Below are 18746 nucleotides of genomic sequence, written 5' to 3'. Positions count from 1 at the left end.
TCTGGCGCTCAGACAACAAAAATACCTCACTCACAGGCCTACCCTCCATCGGTAAGCCTGTGAATCACAACCTCTCGCTCAGTTCAATAAATTAATAGGTCCTGAGCCTAGGTCACCCGAAGGGAGGTAAGTGACCACCCCAAGCATTTTCCAGCCTATGAGTTTTCAGGTCTTTCGTCATGATCCGCGCAGACCTTTGACTATATCCTGGATGCAACACTGCACGTGGCAACACTCAAGTAGCACGACACCAAAAAGGAAAAGGCGGATCTCAAGCCTGTGCATTCGGATCGTGGAAAATATCCGTGCCTCTATAGAGATCGGAATCGACAAGATTATCTAAACCATGCACCGATTTCCCTTTCTCAAGAAGATCAGTAACACGAAGAATTCTCCGCTCTACTCCAGATAAATAACAAAAATCATCAATACCTGCTCATTGAGTCCACAATCAGGATATCATGAAATATAGTTTTTTCATCCTTCAATTTACAAAGCTGGCTTTGTTTCGCCGTGTATTTCCAGCCAACTCCCCGCAATATCTACCGAAATCGTTGCTGACTTATATGCCTCTTTAGGCGCTAGCATGATGTTTTCTACGTAGGTCTGAGGATTTCGGTCATAAAGCGGAAACCAGCTCGACTGAATTTGAATCTGGATCCGGTGTCCCGGTAGAAACGTATGATTGACCATAGGCAAACGCACCGGATACACCTGCTTTACATTGGCGGGAATCGCTTCAGGATGCTCAAAACTCTTCCGGTATCGACCGCGGAGAATATTTCCGGCAACCATCAATTGGTAACCGCCCGTCGCTGGCTGCTGCGCTACTTCATCCGGATAAACATCAATCAGTTTGACAACAAAATCTCCATCTGTCCCTGTCGTAGCGGCCGCAAGGTGCATGAAGGGCTCACCCGTTACTGTAAAAGGCTTCGTCAGCACAGCAGACGTCAGGGAAAGTACATCTGGCCGTGAAGCTGCGTTACGTTGATCCATTGCCAACCACCAGCGCCATTCTGAACCCGCCTGCCCTTTTGAAATTACGGGGCGAGGAACATAGGAAACAGGATGTTCGGGATCAGAAACATAGGTCAACTGACCAGCATTAATCGGTGTTTTGCCAAAACCAAGTCCATGATCCGGCTGAAAACGCAAGATCGAGCATTGACTGTCACAGTCAGGAGACGGAAGAGCATCCATCGTCTCCCACTCATTTTCGCCAGATCGATAGGCCGTCACGCGCGCAGGTAACGGTATTGATTCATCCTTGAGGTAATGTGCAAGAAATGGACTCAGAACATGTTTCCGAAAATACAGTCCTGTATCAGAGTGAAGGTCTATCGCCCCGAGCGTACTAGCGGCATGAATTTCGCCACCGTGATTCCACGGTCCCATTGCAAGCCAAAGATTAGATCGTGCTTCGGTATTCCTGTGCAATGCATCGTACATAGCGATAGCGCCATAGTTATCTTCCTGGTCCCACAGACTATGAACCAGCATAGTCGGAACCTTCAGCCCTTCTTTTGGCAGAAGTCGATCAAGGGCTTGCAATTGCCACCATGAATCATATGCAGGATGAGCCAAAATCTGCTTGAAAAAGCCAAGCTGATCCATTCCACGGGATTTACCAACGGCTCCTGCCGAAACACCATTCAGGAAAAGCGCGTATGAATCATAAGCACTATTCCACCATTCGACCGCGTTTCCCCGGGTCGCCCCTTGATCGTAAATATAAGGGAGCATTTCTTCGCGAAACGCGCCATTATGAAACCAGTCATCGCCCATCCAGCCATCCACCATTGGGTTCATCGGCACGGACACCTTTAATGCAGGATGTGGGTGAAACAGAGCTGTAATCGCCGTGTACCCATCATATGACACCCCAAGAATGCCAACCTTTCCATTGCTTTTTGGAACATTATGAACCAGCCATTCGATAGTATCCCACGTATCGGTACTTTCATCGACTGCAGTACCATTGAGTGGACCCCGCATCGGACGGTTCATTACAAATGCCCCTTCAGAACCATATTTGCCGCGAATATCCTGAAGAACGCGAATATATCCCCCCTCCACTATGACATCAGGCATGTTGTCATAACCAGGTAAAATCGACGCCAAATGGTTGCTTGAGCCGAGGGACGCCATGTGCGCAGCATTGTAGGGCGTGCGCGTCATGAGCATTCCAGCGTTTTGCGCACCTTTAGGAACAAGGATGACAGTATGTAGCTTCACGCCATCTCGCATCGGAATCATAACATCTTGGCGCGTATAATCGAAACTGGCGTCAGAAACCTGAAAATCAACAGGCATGTCCGTGTAGACTGACTTATCAGACTGTTGAGCCAAAACAGGCTGCGAGAAAGCCAGCGCACAGGCCGACATCATAAGAATTTTTTTCATCATCGTTCCAAGAAAGAAGGCGTGCGCGGCGCAAACAGCATATATTACGCTTGAAAATCCTGCATCATCATACCCTGTCAGAATTCAGCAGAGACCGAACCGAAATACTGACGTGGTGCTGCGACAAAGAGATTGGCATTGTTATCTCCCGATACTGACGCCGCCCCGTAAATCCCGCCAATATAATTCGTATCAAACAGGTTGGTAATTCCAAAGGTCGCCTCCAAATTCCGCGCGAATCCAACCTTGCCGAAATTATAGGCCAGATTAAGGTTTGCCTGCCAATAAGACGGAACATATTGGTCATTAAGATAAGTTATCGGACGCGCACCAACGTAGTTGACGTTAAAATTAAACATTGCTTGGTGCCATGTGTAATTCAAATTCGCTTTGTACATAAATTTAGGATAATAAACTTGGTGCCTTCCCTTCAGGCTATAAGTCTTACCGCTATAATTAATTGAAGGCGTCTGATACTCTGCGTCATTCCAACTAAAGCTGTTGGTAATTTCCAGTCCGCGAAACGGGCGGATTGTAGCAATGGCGTCAGCGCCATTCATGGTTTCGCGCCCGACGTTCAGATAAGCGCTGTGTGCAGTAGCAGTGCTCCCTTCCGTAATAGATGCCAAACGGTTGTAATAATCGGTGTGATAAAAATCTGCGCTCCCCGAGAAAAAACGAGAATCGTACCGATAACCTACGATATAGTTCCAGGTCCGTTCCGGCTTAAGGACTTTTTTATTTGCATCAAACACTGATTGGGCAGGCTGAGACGAATTACCTAAGCCTCCCCACGGGGTGGCGCTGGATGTTTGCGAATAGTAGTCGTAGGCACGCAGGTTTTCGGCAATATCCCAGTAAATTTCATGATGATCGAGAAAATGATAGTCAAAATTAAAGTGGGGCAGGAAAGCCCCGGAAGCCGCAAGCGTACCACTTGCTGCATGACGGTAATATGTATTCCATCCTTCAGCAGTAAGCTGGTCTGTATAGTCGGCCTTCGTGCCGCCATGAGTCGTCTGCGTCAGTGACTTGAAGCCGGCAAGAAGCGTCATGCCAGACATGATCTTCCAGCGATCCTGCAGAAAGAACTGAAAAGTGTTGCTATTATAGGCGTCATTATACCACGTGCTGCCAGTCCCCTTTTTAAAGCCAGACAGCGGATTATGACCAGTTGTCAGGCCATCTTCATAAAGCATTGAGTCGTAGATCCAGCGGTTATTTTCATACCAGAAACCACTTTCAATATAATTATTATGTGGCGCCTCATACGAGAACTTCTGCGTAAAACCCAGCCGTCGCATATCAGCATGCGACATACCCAACGCCATCGGAACCCCCGTGACTGACCCGTCGGCCTGCAGTGATGGTGTGCCGTAGCTAGGTGACGTCACAAAATTATTAGTTCCACCATACAAACCGCTGCTGACATTTCCATATGCAACCGTATCCGAATGGATTTTCTCCGATAGATCAAAATGACCCGTTACAGCTGAAAGATAGGTTCTCTGCACCTGGGAAGAATCCCAAGCGTAATCACCGATTTCATCATTCGACAATTTCCCTTCGTAACCCGGAGGAACATTGGAGGTGTACTGAGCGTAATAAGCCCATTGTTTAGCCTTTTCGTAATCAGGCTTCAGGTAAGTCGTATTGCGTCCCATCTGCCGCCACATGTTTTTGGTGAGCGTCAGATAGTTCATTTGCTGAAAATTACCGTAACCAAAGAACCCGGTGATTTTACCGTGTTGCCCCACAGGCTGCACAATCTTTGCATCCGCCTGTAATTCGTTCTGCCCCCCTGCCCCTTTCCACAGGTCGGTATCAGTACGAGCAAAAGAAGCATAAAATTTCGTACCTGTCGGATTCAGGATACCACTGTCTGCACGAACATAGGTGCGATAGGCATTGTAACTACCGAAAGTCTGGCTGACTTTGCCACCCGCCTTATCCTTAGGATCAGAGGACGTGTATGTCATGGCGCCTCCGAGGTTCTGAGCAGAAAATGAATCCAATGCCCCTGCGCCCTGAGACATGGTCATGCCACCGATATCGTCCTGGATTATCGCCTGTGTAATGGACACGCCGTTATTGTTAGTAAAACCCTGTGTTCCCAACGGAATACCATCCAACGTCGCGCCGATCTGCATCTGGGTAAATCCGCGCACATAGAACGTGTTGCCATAAGTATCGAGGCCAAAGGCGTCGGTTGATGTAAAATTCGCGCCCGGCGTAGTCATCGCAAGAATTTGCATCGGGTTTGTCCCTTCAACAAATCTGTCCATAACTTTACGTGTCACAGCAATTTCAGGTCCGTGACTGCGCACACGAGCCACCTTGACCGAAATTGATTCCGCATCGGCTCCTTCAACCGTGTGGTGTCTCGGAGATTTCGAAACAGCTTGAGCTGCGGAGCGTGACGTGGCGGGTCGGGCCTTAGCGGTATGGTGCGATTTCGTTGCAGCTTCCGCTCCGCTGGATACGGCACTTGCGACAGCCATGCTGAGGATGCTCGTCGTGAGCAGATAACGAGATCTTCTTCTCAGCTTACCTGACGATTTCACAACACGCATCCGCCGCACTCCTGAGAAAATTTCGATCAAATCACGTTACGTGTACGATATGTTATACGTCTATATTGCTTTATTTTTGTATCTGATAGACTAAGGTTAACTCTCGATCACCATCGAAACCCCTTAAGAAATAAAGAATACCAACGAGTTCTAAACCCCCAGCATCGTGCGCGCCCTCTTGGCACAATATTTTCCAAACCTTCGTAAGAGGGATATGTAAGGTCTTCTCCCCCTTCAGTGGGAAATGTCGCTACCCATTCGCACTCAGGAGACTATGCACCGTGAGATTACGTCAGATCGAAGTCTTCTACGCGATCATGACGACAGGATCGCTCCGAAAGGCGGCGGAAGTCCTGAATGTTTCGCAACCAGCCGCCAGCAAGGTTCTGCGTTACGCTGAACACTCACTTGGTTTTGCATTATTCGAGCGCAAAGGCGGTCGCCTTGTCCCCACGCGGGAGGCTCAAATCATGCTTCCCCATGTGAATGCCATTTTTGGCAAACTTTCTGACCTGCGGCGCCTCACGCATAATCTGCGCTATGCCCGGGCAGGACATTCCATCAGCATCGGCTGCGTCCCAAGCCTTGGCCTAAGCCTGATCCCACGCGTAGTTCGAAGTTATTGCGCCGATCATCCCGATACAGAAGTCACGATTGATGCGCTTCATGGTTCAGAAATCGTGTCACGAATTTTCAACCATGATCTTGATCTCGGAGTTGTATTTGGAAACTACTTACGAGAAGGTCTAACGGCCCAGCATATTGGTGATATTCCTTTGGTCCTGATCGATAAAGAAAAAGACCAAGGCCCCATAGCGCTGACGGACATTGATCAGAACCGTTATCTCGGTCTATCCGAAAAAGATCCGACTGCTGACCTACTCGACATGGCGCTTGACGAAGCAGGCATATCAGCGACCCCTGCCATTCGTGTGCGAACGCATTTCATGGCGGCAGAACTTGTTCGACTGGGTGTTGGCTGCGCGATCGTTGATGCCCTCACGGTACTACATCATCCAGGGCTACCCCGCCCCTGCATCCTGTCGCCACCTCTCAGCATAAAATGCACAGTCCTTTACCGTGCCGATTACGCTCTTTCGCATATTTCGCGCGATATTCTCGCCATATTACGACACGAACTCGATAGCGATCTGGCAGAACTGGAAGCAATGGTTTAGCTTCAGGTTATCACCTACGTATATCTCGTCATGGGACACTCACCCAATTCCATGCTTTATTTCTCTCATCTGACACAGAATTTCGTTTCTTGATCAACATAAGATGAGAGTTTTCGAACAGTTATGAACAAGCATCGTGCCCTGTATAGAACTGCTTTTCTCGCAGGGATGTTGATGCTTCACCCAACGCATAGCGTTGAAGCCGCAGAACTACCTTCAGGGTTAACGACGCAGAATATTGATGCAACTGTAGAACAGGCACGCAAGGTTTTTGACGTACCCGGTATTGCCATAGCAATCGTTCAGGATGGAAAAATTGTTTTCAACCGCGGTTACGGGAGACGCTCTGAAGATGCCCATAGCGCGCCTGTAGATAGCCGAACACTGTTCGCTATCGGATCAAATACGAAGGAATTTACAGCCACCGCTCTGGCACAACTGGTAGATGCTGGAAAACTGAAATGGGATGATCACGTCATTGATCATCTACCGGAATTTCGTGTCTCTGATCCATGGATTACACGCGACTTCCGTATTTCGGATCTGCTGACCCATCATAGTGGCATGGGCCTCGGCGCAGGAGACCTGATGCTTTTCTCCCACAGCACGTTGACGCGCAAAGACGTACTGGCGGGACTTGAGTATATGCCTTTCACCGCCCCTTTCCGGAAGGAGTATGCTTACAATAACGTACTCTATGTCGTCGCAGGAGCACTTGTAGAACGGGTAACAGGCCGTAGTTGGGAAGACGTGGTTCAGACCCGTCTGATTGACGCATCAGGCTTGGCAGCATGTCAGTCAACACCGCCTTACAAAGGCGAAACAGATGTTGCGACCGGTCAGGGAGATCATACGCCCCTCCCCGAAAAAGCAGCACGTCTTTTCCCTGCAGTAGCGCCAGCGGGAAGCATATGGTGCAGCACTGAGGGAATGGCACGATGGGCCCAGATCTATCTGGGAGGTGGGCAAACGCCTGAAGGAAAGCGTATTTTCAGCAACGAAAGTCGCGACACACTTTGGGCACCCCATGCCCTTCTCCCTTTGCCGGACATGGCAGCTTTAACCGGAACGCATTTTCGCGCCTACGGTTACGGATGGTTCATGGAGGACTTTTTTGGGCACAAGCGCGTCTGGCATACCGGCACCATCGGAGGGATGGTCAGTTACGTCACGTTCCTGCCTGAACTGAAAAGCGCCGTTGTGATCCTGACCAATCATGATGATCACAACGCGACCTATGCCTTGGCCACGACGTTGAGCGCGCGCATCGCGACCGGCCATAGCGATGACTGGATCAGCTACTGGAAACACAAGGAAGACGAAGCAAAGGCTCAAGATATTAAAGCTGCAATTTCAACCGGACCTGGCTCTTCTGTTCGTCCTTTCGTGACGCTCTCCTCATCACAGCTCAAGGACTACCTGGGTCGCTATCAGGACAATTGGCGCGGACCAATTTTCGTCACTGAACACGGCAAGGATCTACGACTCACATTTTCCAAGGCTGTTGGTTTGACCGGGACACTGAACGCTCTTCCACATGACCTCTTCGTCGTGCGCTGGGACAATCGGGAAGAAGACAGCGAAGACGATGCTTACGTCCAGTTTGAAAGGGATGTTACGGGCAAGATCACCGGCCTGAAGATGCAGCTTCTAGGGTCTGACTTCAGTTTCGATGCGCAGGACCTGCACCCCCGCAAAATAGACGCATTGCCCGGCGAGACACAGCCGTGAAACAGCATATTGCAGTTATCGGCGGCGGCGTTATTGGTCTTTCGACAGCTTATGCTCTTATCCGGGCAGGCCATGACGTCACCCTGATCGAACAAAATGCGGATGTTGGCCTGGGTGCAAGCTATGCTAATGGCGGTCAACTCAGTTATCGCTATGTCACGCCTTTGGCAGATGCAGGCATTCCATTTCAGGCGTTACGCTGGATGCTGAAACCCAGCTCTCCGGTCTCGCTTCGCCTCCGCGCCAATCCGAGACAATGGCGCTGGATGCTCTCCTTTCTCTCTGCCTGCACGCGCGCAACCAATCGCCGAAATGCCAAATTGCTCTTGCAGCTGGGCCTCGAGGGTCAGGCGGAAATGGAAATATGGCGCACGGAGGGACTGGACGGATTCCTTTGGCGTCAGCCAGGAAAGCTTGTTCTGTATCGAAATGCAGCCACGTTCATGAAAGCGGTAGCAGGGATACAGAATACAACTTTGGAGCAAGCTCTTTCGCCTGCTGAATGTGCCGAGGTCGAACCGGCTTTCGCTCATCTTGTTCCTGATCTTGCAGGAGGTATTTTCTCTCCTGAAGACGAGGTCGCGGACAGCCATTTATTTTGCAGGGCCCTCAAAATAGCCCTGCTGAATGCCTCTGGCTTTCAATACCTTCAGGAAAAAGCCACGCTCCTACCTGACACGAACAACAAATGCACGCTCACTGTAGGCGGTCGACATTTTAAGACAGATCAGATTGTACTCGCTGCAGGTCTGAACTCACGTGAGATCACGGCCCCGCTTGGCATCCATCTGCCGCTCTATGGTCTCAAGGGCTACAGTTTAACGCTCCGTCCCCCAGCCGAGACATTACCAACTGTCAGCGTCACCGATTATGACAACCGTGTAGTGTATGCGCGTCTTGGCAATACACTCCGCGTCGCCGCAATGGTCGATATCGGAGCGGAAGATACAATTCCAAACACGAAACGCCTCGCCTCACTCCGCACTCTCGTCCAGCAAACGTTACCAAAAGCAAACACGGATCATAGCTCCGACTCTCCATGGGCTGGACTGCGTCCGGCTACCCCCACCGGGGTTCCGATCATCGGCCGGAGCAGCTGTGACAATCTTCTCCTCAATGTAGGCCACGGCGCATTGGGCTTCACACTCGCTGCAGGTTCAGCTGCAAGGATCGCCAAGCTGGTTGCCACAGATCAGACCGATAGGGTTCAGAAATGAATGTATATTCTCGTCATTACTTTTCTATACTCCTCCTCGCAACAAGCGTTGCGACCGCATATGCCGTTCCTTCTTCGACAACAGACACATTGCTGACGCAGACCTTACAGCATGGAGACGCTCGGCCTCTGACGGCACTCGCAGCCCTTCGCATCCATAACGGCACCGTGTCCTACCAGTATGTAGGTGGTTTTGCGCGCAGGAATGGCGCTGACGTCACTCCAGTCCAGGCAGACACTTTGTTTCGTATCGCGTCCGTCTCGAAATTCGTCACAACGATTGGTCTGATGCAATTGGTGGAACAAGGCCGGATCGATTTGGACGCAGATGTTTCTCGCTACCTTGGCTTTCTGCTTCGCAATCCCGCGTTTCCTGATACGCCAATCACAACGCGCATGCTGCTCAGCCATACCGCAAGCATCGCAGACGCAGATGATTATGTGATACCGGCAGATCACGCCGTCTCTGAATTTTTCAATGCATCCCGTCGTCCAGGGACCGCAGACTACCATTTCCTGCCCAATCGGAAGCCAGGATCATGGTTCAGCTATTGCAATCTGTGTTACGGCCTGATCGGCACCATGATCGAACGGGTCAGCGGAGAACGTTTCGATCTTTACCAGCAAAAGCACGTTCTGGCGCCTCTTGGCATTGATGGGGGCTATGATCCTGCCCGTCTTTCTCACCCCGAACGCCTTGCGACGCTCTATCATCACACTGTCAACGGTTATGAACCTGCCAAAGACAGCGACGCGCATATCGCTCCGGAAGCCTCAGACCAGTACAGAATCGGAACCAACGCAACGATCTTTTCCCCACAAGGCGGTCTTCGCATTTCTCTTGACGGTCTCTATCGCCTGTCACAGTTCGTATTCGGAAATGGAACGCTTGCAAGCGTAACTGTCCTCTCACCCAAGTCCCTCCAGACCATGCTGCATTCGGACTGGCATTACGATGGCCAGAATGGTGAAGGATCTTACCCCATCGCAAGTTACGGTCTGGCGACCATTCAACTGACTGGTGCACGCGATCCTTCCGGACATCCGACAACACCATGGCGCGGCTATCAGGGTGGACTGGTTGGCCATCTCGGGGATGCTTACGGCCTGCGATCCGGGTTCTGGCTCGATCCCATGACGCGCGATGGTTATCTGTTCATTGCCAACGGCTTTCCTGAGGACGGCCAAGAAAAACCCGGAAAAATATCTTCTTTTACCAATGTCGAAGAAGAAATTTTCAACGCACTGTCAAACGCAGGCTCAATTTCAGGAGCGGTTCAATGAAGATCACAATCTCTCAAAGCCGCGCCTGCGCCATCGTCGTGTCGCTTCTCTCGTGCACATCATGGACAGCGCTCGCGCAGGATGACAGTTCGCCATCGTCACGCCTTTCCAAACTGATGGCCATGCCTTTTGCAACGGATATGACAGGGGCAAAACAGGCACCCCGTCTGGCATGGGTGGAACAACGCAGCGGCGTGAGGAACGTCGTAATCTCCGAAGAAGGAAACACGCCCCATCAGGTGACAACGTACTCGAAGGATGACGGAACTTCCCTTTGGGGCCTGACCTTTACTGGGGATGGCAAGACTTTAGCTTACGTAGAAGGAGGAGATCCAGAAGCCCTCGCAGCCCCTGCTCCCAACCCTGACAATGACGCAAAACGTCCTGTAGCCGCAGTACATGTTGTCCGTGATGGCAAACAAAATACCATTGCAGGAACCGGATATCTTCCAGAGTTCTCACCGAACGGACGACAGCTTGCTTTTGCGCAAGGAGGGACTCTGCTCCTCGGGGCAGCCAGTTCTTCTGCCCATGCAGTCATGACGACAGATGGAATGATCACAGCCCTCCGTTGGTCCCCTGATGGCGCGTTTGTCGCATTGGAGATCAATCGTGGCTCACACGGCGTGATCGCATTATGGAACACGAAACGCAGCATTCTAAGCTTTATTCCACCAGGTTTAGGCTTTGACCGCCTCCCGACATTCTCGCCGGACGGGAAGAGCCTCGCTTTCGTCCGGACGCAGCAGCCTCCTTTACTGGCATCCCCAGAAAAAGGGACGTTCTGGTCGCTCCACAGCTACCATCTGGCGAGCGGTATGGAAGAACTTCTCTGGACACCCCCCAAAGGACCGGGAAGCCGGTTCTGGGCCGCAGACGAACTCGACCTTACGTGGACGCCTGATGGCCGGATCCTGTTTCCCTGGGAAGGAAGCGGCTGGCTGCGGATCTGCGCCCTTTCTATGGGTAGCGGCACACCAGAATGTCTGACACCCGAAAAAGCAGAGGTCTCATCCTACCGTCTGTCATCTGACGCCAAATCCCTTTTCTATACTTCGAATGTCGGTAACCCCGATTACTGGCGCGTATGGTCCCGGCCATTGAACGGCAATGCGACCGCTCTGACGGATGAGACAACAGAAGCAGGCTTACTCGCAATGGCTGGAAATGATCTGGCCGTTATGATGACAAGTCCCACGCAGACGGCCCACCCCATTCTTCACCATGATGGCCAATGGAAAGTCCCGGTCGTACCAGCACTCCCAAAAGAAATAAACTTCGTTGCGCCACAAAGCGTACAGTTCCACAGCGAAGACGGAACCAACATTCACGGACAGCTTTTCCTGCCACCGACAGACATGCACGGACCACATCCAGCACTAGTGTTCGTCCATGGCGGACCCAATCGGCAGATGATTCCTGCCTTCAATGCCATGGGCTATTATTCCAACGCGTATCTGATGAACCAGATATTGGCCTCGCACGGTTATGTCGTATTGTCTGTGAACTATCGCAGCAGTACGGGCTACGGACAGTCGTTTCGTGAAGCCAACAGGATTGGAAGCGCTGGAGCCAGTGAATACCAGGACGTTCGTGCTGCAGCACAATATCTGGGGGCAAGATCAGATGTCGTGCCTCAACATATCGGGATTTGGGGCGGAAGCTGGGGAGGTTATCTCGTCGGTCTAGCACTCGCGCGCGATAGCGGATTATTTGCTGCGGGTGTGGATTTCCACGGAGTTCACGACATGACCGAACCAGATCATCCCGGTCTGTCTCCCGAAGAAAACCGCAAACAACATGAGACCGAATGGCGATCGTCGCCTCTGGCAGATATCACGCGCTGGAAGGCGCCTGTGTTGCTTGTTCACGGTGATGATGATCACGACGTGGAATTTGAACAATCAGTCGTGCTGTCCAAAGCATTAACTGCCCAAGGTGTAACGCACGAAGACCATACGTTCCCAGGCGAGCGACATGAATTTCTTCGACAACAGGACTGGTTGACAGCATATGGCTGGACCATTCGCTTTTTCGATCATTATCTCGAAAGACCTGAAGGGCATTAAGGGTAAGCCAACACTTTCAGAACTGTGCACGACGGCGCCATCTCCTGAACATCAGAAATACCAGTCTCTTCTGCGGGATCTAAATGGGCGTACGCCCCGGAAGGCGTATCATAACAGGCCGACGCCCCCGGATGCTGAACGGCGGCTGGCGGAATTCATTCTCGATTTCCCTGGAGATTTTGCCAGTTACGAAGCAAAGGAACTGGCTCGCCCATCATGTTTAATGCGAAGCAACGGGACCAATCTGAAAAACCGTTCAAAAAAATATCGAATATGCAACATATAAGACCTGAACCACAGGGTTGAGATATGCAATTCGACAATACGACAGGGCGTAAAATACTAAAGGAGCGCTTGGAGAGCACCGCCCGCATCATCAGGAATCCCTTCGCAAGAACCGCCGCGATACAGGCGGCCTTCAGGATTTCAATATAAGTCCCCACCGACGTCGTTCATATTGTCTTTTATACGTTATAAAATCGCAACGTAGCGTTTTTCCGGTTATCCAGATTGTCGCTCCGTCAGACTCGTGTGAAGGCAAGGATTGATCTCATTGCGTATCGTCCAACAAAGCAAACTCGCGTTACGCCACATGGCCCTGCTTTCGACAGTGCTGGCCGTCATTCCCTCATGCGGATCGGCAGCAGAAAAACCCCTATATGCTCGCAAAGGAAAGGTGCCCCCACTTCATACGGTGTCTGCCTCCCAGACACCTACCGCACGACACACCCTGACCCGCCCCATGCAACCGGAACTCATGCAAGTCCAGGGCCGACATGTCTCCCACGGCGCACTGACCGTCATTTCACAGCACGTTTTTACAAACGCCGTTGCCGGAACATCCGTAATGAAGGCGTTGCAGAACGTACCGGGTGTCCTGTTTCAATCTGACGATGCGCAAGGCGTCGATACGGGCGGCGTCAAACTCTATATCCACGGTTTTTCGCAAAACCAGATTGGCTTTTCACTGGACGGTATTCCGCTCGGTGAGTCCGTCTATCGCAATTATAACGGCCTGAATGCCGTCGCCGCGCTGTCTTCCGAGAATGTCGGTCATATGGAGATGTCACAGGGCGCGGGCGCCGTGGACATGCCCAGCACTAATGTGCTCGGTGGCGCCATCATGATTTCGTCCTCGGACCCCAAGGACAAGTTCGGCGGTACGCTGGCCACCACCGGCGGAAGCAATGCTACCACGCATACCTTCATCCGCATCGATAGCGGCAAGCTGAACTCCATCGGAACCAAGTTCTATGTGTCCTACATGCGGAACGACACCAAACTATGGAAAGGCTATGGCACCCAGTTCTTCCAGCAGGCCAACCTGAAACTGGTGCAGCCGATCCGTAATGAAAGCAGTGTTTCGCTCCTGTTCGACTGGGCGGATGTGCAGCAGTTCAACTACCAGTCAGAAACGCTGGAAACGGTTCAGAAGCTTGGCTACGGCGTTTCCAACTATTACCCGAACTATCGTTTGGCCTATGAAGCCGCACAGGGGATCTATTCCCATGGCGAAAACATGACCAGCGACCCGAAGGATGTCTCCTACTACGCCGGAACAACGGCTTCACGCGACCTACTGGGAGGCTTGAATTTCCATCTGAAACTGGCGGATCACCTGCGATGGGATTCCGTCGTGTACGGTCACAGCCAGAAGGCTAATACCCAGTGGTCCGATCCGTGGATGGCCTCCGCCAACGGCGCCCCTCTCTCCGAAATCGTCAAACAGCCTGATATCCAGCGTTTCGGCCTCACATCAAGCATGACGTATAATCTCGGCAAACACGAAATTCATGGCGGCATCTGGTACGAGAACAACAAATATATCTCGAACATGTTCGCCTATAACGACCCCCTTCTTGTAACAGGACAGACCCTGACGCCCAATCCTTTTCGCAAATGGTCCGATCCTTTCGCAAAGCTCTGGGGACAGACCTACAACACCAACACACTGCAGACCTACATCGAAGACATCCGGCGTCCGGTCAAAGACCTTTCGCTTCATGCAGGCTTCAAATCCATGCTGAGCACGACCCGTGTCAGTCAGACCGGGAATTACGAACCCTATACCGGCACCAGAGCCCTCGCTGGCGGCGTGGGCCTGACGACATTCGGGGCGTTCCTGCCGCATTTCAGCGGAGACTGGCATTTCGTGACACATCATGAGCTATATTTCGATATCGCCAAGAACATGCGTGCCTATCCGCAAAGCGGCTATCACCTGTCTGCATCGCCATTTGCCGTCTCGCAGGACGCCTTTGATCTGTCACGCAGTTCCGTCAAACCCGAGACCAGCTGGGCCTATTCGGTCGGCTACCGCTTCACACAGCGTCGCGTGGATTTCTCAGTGAATGCCTATCGCGTGAACTTCTCGAACCGCCTGGGTGCGTTGGTTCAGGGCAGTCAGACCAACCCTCAGACGACGGTTCTAAACCTCGGCGGTGTGACAATGAACGGCGTGGATGCCGGTCTGACCCTGCGCCCGCTGCATGGTCTCTCGATCTTTAACTCGATCAGCTACAACCACTCGACATACGATAACAATATCACCCAGCAGGACACGACCTACGTCATCAAGGGCAAGCATGTCGTGAACTATCCGGACCTGATGTATAAAGCGACGGCGGAGTACACCTACAGGAAGGCCAGTTTCGACATCGATGCCCTCTACACCAGTAGCCGTCCGTTCAGCTACACGAACGACACATCTCTTCCATCCTACTGGCTGGTCAATTTCGGAGCACGCTACAACTTTGGCCGCATCGGGTGCCTGGAAAATCTGACGGCATCCTTTAACGTCACCAACCTAACAGGGTCACGCTACCTGATCATGACAGGCGATGACGGCGGCAACCCGCTTTCGGGCGATTATCAGTCATTGGTCATAGGCGCACCCCGCCAGTTCTTCGGTGGAGTGAAGGCAGACTTCTAACGCCCTGCTAATACTTCTCGCGCGTATGGATAAGCAGTATGGCAAACCGGGTCAGTGGATATCCGATCGACCGTCAAATCCTGTTCGGAAGACATGCCCGACCCTACTTTAAATGATTGCTCTATCGCTCGCCTTGCTGGCCGGATCATCAGCTCCGCCCATAATGGACCTGTTTGGCAGCGGTAAAGAGAAATTTAGATATTCGCTGACGCTGGGTGTTCCGGGCACCCTGAGGAGGAACTGATGCTGGTTCCGGTCATAAGTGTGGTCATGTGCACGTATGACCCAAACAATGCCGTCTATCTGATCACCATTTTTGGTGTGAACTGCTTTTTCTAGGGCATGATGCTACCGATCTTTTAAGCCATGATTACGTACGGCGCGGCTGCTCGCTTTCCGTCACAATCGGCGCGCAAAAAACGCTCACAGAGAAGTTTGATCTCGTCTGGGACTTCCGTCCGCATTGATGACGGATGATCTCAACTGATCGAACCTTGACAGAAAACCGGCAGTTCTTGGGGGTGTATCAACGGACTTCAACAGAACTTCGATCACGACAACCCACATCAGGTAATTTCTAAACAGCCGCATCGGCTTCGCATCAGGCGCCCGGCCCGTTTTAACGAACCAGACGCTCTTCAATACCAAAGGGGGTTTTTAGTACTCCATATTGATCATACAGCTCTATAACCCATTTTGTGACCGACATTTATATAATGATCGAGCATATTTCTATAATGACCTTGAGTTACTGACAATGCGGCCATAGGGTAACGGGCACTGTAAGAAGTCTCATCAAAGAAAAATGGCTTCCGCCCCTCCCAAAAACCGGCTTCACAGAAGTGATTAATGAGTCCAGTCGCTCCAAATTTCTGATAAAGATCAGTGAATTCAGGGTATAAAGCCAAATAATCATTTGCATTAAATAAATTTAGCGCCGCATCCAAAGATCTTTCCTTGGATTTACACATCTCCCGAAGTGTATCTGTATCAGTATACTCCCATAAATTCCGGATGGGGTCCATATATTCCCTATATTCCTGAATATTACGGGCATAATAGATAGGAAACGTAAAGAATTCATATCGTTTGTCGTTAAAGGGTAGTAACATTGCAGAAGGATGCTGCATTGGCGAAAAAATCCCCGCTACAGGGAAAAAGATTTTTTTCGCGTTTGAAAGCCACGTCGCTAGCCAAGAGAATGTACTCAAGGCAGGAACGATATAATGTGATTTACGAATGAAATCAAAATCACGCTCAACACCACGTGACGATATGAATGTCGCGTTCGGGAATCGCTGCCTCAATTCTTCCAGGTAGGGCGAAGGATCAAGCTGACCATAGAAAATCGGATGTTTTCCGGTGCGGGCGATCAATGCTTCATAAAATTCAGGTGGAAGCTGTGTATAATGAGGGTGAATAGCTTTTAAAATATCGCCGCCACGAATGTTGATGACAAGGTCATCTTCCCCTCCATGATCATTCACATCAGAAAGAGCAGGAAATTCTCGGTCATAATCGAATGTATTTCTATCAGGGAAATTATTTACATTCTGGTAAAAACCTTCAAGCGCGAGAAAAGAAGCATCACATTGCTGAATAGCCTTATTGTAGCCCCCAATAGGAAACTCACCTCGAAGTTGACCATTGGTTGAATTACGATCATGCAGCCCGATCATTCCATGAAGATCGCAGTCCGGTATGTTGATATTAAACAAGGGAATATGCACATGCCGCAGTGTACCAAAACCCAGGGTGTTTTTAAGGTTCAAGGCCGTCAGATACATCATGATAATGTTTCCGGGATTACCTTCTGCCCATATCCGTATAGAAAAATCTCTCATTTTGAACCTTAAAACATTGCTTGGCTTTCATCGTACTCAGAGCATATAATCGTAAGGCTTGCCAAGCTAGAAGTGGTTGTTGATTTTTAGATCGAAATATAATCTGTAGTCAGAAAAAATCTTTGTGTATTCCAAGATATATGCCTGAAATATAAATTTCCTCAAAATTATTAAATAGACCTCCAATTAAATCGGTCTGTGCCAGGTGATCTTTAACACCAAAGAAGCCAGGCTACCTGATAGTTTATCTTCCCAATCATCACAGAAGAAATACAACCACAGAAAAGCCCCAAAAACCAGATGGTTTCTTGATATCTATTCGGCAGGTTCAACCGATCGTCGCAACACGTTTGATCATATCCTGTTTGAGTAGATGGTCGAGAGCTTCTGCAAGGGGTCTCCATTCGAGTGTTTTTCGTGGTCTCGTATTTAAAGCATGGGCAACAGCGCTCAGTTCTTCGATGCAATGCTGGCTGAGATCAGTGCCTTTGGGAAAGTATTGGCGGAGCAGGCCATTGGTGTTTTCGTTGCTCCCGCGCTGCCAGGGGCTCTGAGGATCACAGAAGTAGATATCAAGACCTGTGTCGATCCGAAGCTGAGCGTGCTGAGCCATCTCAGCACCCTGATCCCAGGTCAGGGAACGGCGCAGATGTGCCGGGAGATCCATCATGGTTTCGGAAATGGCATCGCGGACGGTTTCAGCACCATGACCGGCAAGAGCCGGACCGTTCTTGATCGAATTGGTCTTGCCGTGGCTTCTATGCGCGGCAGGTGCAAGAGCATAATGAAGCGCGTGGTGCGTTCAACCAATGTGCCGATCGCCGAACTGCCAAGGCCGAGAATGAGGTCGCCTTCCCAATGTCCTGGTACCGCTCTATGGTTAATCTCAGCAGGACGATCGCTGATCATAAGCACATTTGAGATGAAGGGCTTGCTTCGGTTTTTGGCTCGTTCCCGAGGCAGACGCAGTGCCCGTCCAGAGCAGGCAGGCCGAGAACTCCCGCTTCAGAACTCCACGTCCTTGGATGTAGAGTGCCTGATAGATGGTTTCATGACTGATGCGCATGGTTGGATCCTCGGGAAAGCCCACCTTCAGGCGCTGCACGATTTGCTCGGGGCTCCAGGCCGAAGACCAACGTCGACTTTGCCGATGAACAGCCCGTCGCTTCTTCCATACTACAACCGGCCCATCGAACTCGATGCCTTCGGGCGTTGCAATCAGGCCAGCGAGGCGATCCTGCACATAGTCGCGCAGGGCGGAATTCTTCGCCAGTTTGCTGATTTTTGGGCGTCGCGCAGCACGATCCGCATGCCACTGTGCAGTACACATCTTGTGCGTGGAGCAGAAACACAAAAAGCCGCTATGAAGCGGCCTAAATGTTCGTTTTTAAACAGGGTACATTGGTTGCGGGGGTAGGATTTGAACCTACGGCCTTCAGGTTATGAGCCTGACGAGCTACCGGGCTGCTCCACCCCGCGGTGGTGTGAATGATGTTGGTTTTTTGGGTTATGT

Annotated in this window: 9 protein-coding genes, 1 tRNA gene and 1 pseudogene; 6 read left to right on the top strand and 5 right to left on the bottom strand. The window is 51.0% G+C overall.

All coding sequences use genetic code 11. From position 1 onward, the window contains the following. Positions 1–489: 489 nt before the first annotated feature. Together HKD21_RS13685 and HKD21_RS13680 are read right to left on the bottom strand one after the other, a co-directional pair. Positions 490–2406 (bottom strand): CocE/NonD family hydrolase, encoded by a 1917-nt coding sequence (locus tag HKD21_RS13685; protein WP_194256170.1) that lies wholly within the window; start codon positions 2404–2406, stop codon positions 490–492. 77 nt (positions 2407–2483) lie between these two features. Beyond that, positions 2484–4979: a TonB-dependent receptor domain-containing protein gene (locus tag HKD21_RS13680; protein ID WP_194256168.1), complete on the bottom strand. Its 2496-nt coding sequence runs from the start codon at positions 4977–4979 to the stop codon at positions 2484–2486. Between the two features lie 281 nt (positions 4980–5260). Here HKD21_RS13680 and HKD21_RS13675 point away from each other — a divergent pair, with 281 nt between their 5' ends. From HKD21_RS13675 to HKD21_RS13650, 6 genes are all read left to right on the top strand, one after another. After that, positions 5261–6157: a LysR substrate-binding domain-containing protein gene (locus HKD21_RS13675; RefSeq protein WP_194256167.1), complete on the top strand. Its 897-nt coding sequence runs from the start codon at positions 5261–5263 to the stop codon at positions 6155–6157. Between the two features lie 174 nt (positions 6158–6331). Beyond that, positions 6332–7888: a serine hydrolase gene (locus tag HKD21_RS13670; RefSeq protein ID WP_228121502.1), complete on the top strand. Its 1557-nt coding sequence runs from the start codon at positions 6332–6334 to the stop codon at positions 7886–7888. After that, the gene (locus HKD21_RS13665; RefSeq protein ID WP_194256165.1) at positions 7885–9105 is read left to right on the top strand and encodes an FAD-dependent oxidoreductase; all 1221 of its coding nucleotides are present in this window, start codon (positions 7885–7887) and stop codon (positions 9103–9105) included. Before HKD21_RS13670 ends, HKD21_RS13665 begins: the two co-directional genes overlap by 4 nt. 89 nt (positions 9106–9194) lie before the next feature. Next, positions 9195–10388 (top strand): serine hydrolase domain-containing protein, encoded by a 1194-nt coding sequence (locus HKD21_RS13660; RefSeq protein WP_228121501.1) that lies wholly within the window; start codon positions 9195–9197, stop codon positions 10386–10388. Beyond that, the gene (locus HKD21_RS13655; protein ID WP_194256163.1) at positions 10385–12457 is read left to right on the top strand and encodes a prolyl oligopeptidase family serine peptidase; all 2073 of its coding nucleotides are present in this window, start codon (positions 10385–10387) and stop codon (positions 12455–12457) included. The genes HKD21_RS13660 and HKD21_RS13655 overlap by 4 nt, the downstream gene beginning before the upstream one ends. 676 nt (positions 12458–13133) lie before the next feature. Then, positions 13134–15389 carry a TonB-dependent receptor gene (locus HKD21_RS13650; RefSeq protein WP_194256162.1) on the top strand — a complete coding sequence of 752 codons (2256 nt, stop codon included), beginning with the start codon at positions 13134–13136 and terminating at the stop codon, positions 15387–15389. A 674-nt stretch (positions 15390–16063) separates the two neighbouring features. Here the strand turns inward: HKD21_RS13650 and HKD21_RS13645 are convergent. The 3 genes and pseudogenes from HKD21_RS13645 to HKD21_RS13630 all read right to left on the bottom strand — a co-directional run bounded on the left by HKD21_RS13645 (position 16064) and on the right by HKD21_RS13630 (position 18712). Next, positions 16064–17179, bottom strand: coding sequence for a hypothetical protein (locus tag HKD21_RS13645; protein WP_228121500.1), 1116 nt, complete (start codon positions 17177–17179; stop codon positions 16064–16066). Positions 17180–17561: 382 nt separating this feature from the next. After that, positions 17562–18569 (bottom strand): annotated as a pseudogene (locus tag HKD21_RS14430) (IS30 family transposase); the annotation flags it as partial. Positions 18570–18635: 66 nt separating this feature from the next. Then, positions 18636–18712, bottom strand: a tRNA-Met gene (locus HKD21_RS13630). Positions 18713–18746: the final 34 nt, after the last annotated feature.

It is taken from the genome of Gluconobacter cerevisiae (assembly GCF_015244675.1).
Taxonomy (GTDB): Bacteria; Pseudomonadota; Alphaproteobacteria; order Acetobacterales; family Acetobacteraceae; genus Gluconobacter; species Gluconobacter cerevisiae.
This window is presented reverse-complemented; position numbering and strand designations above follow the sequence as displayed.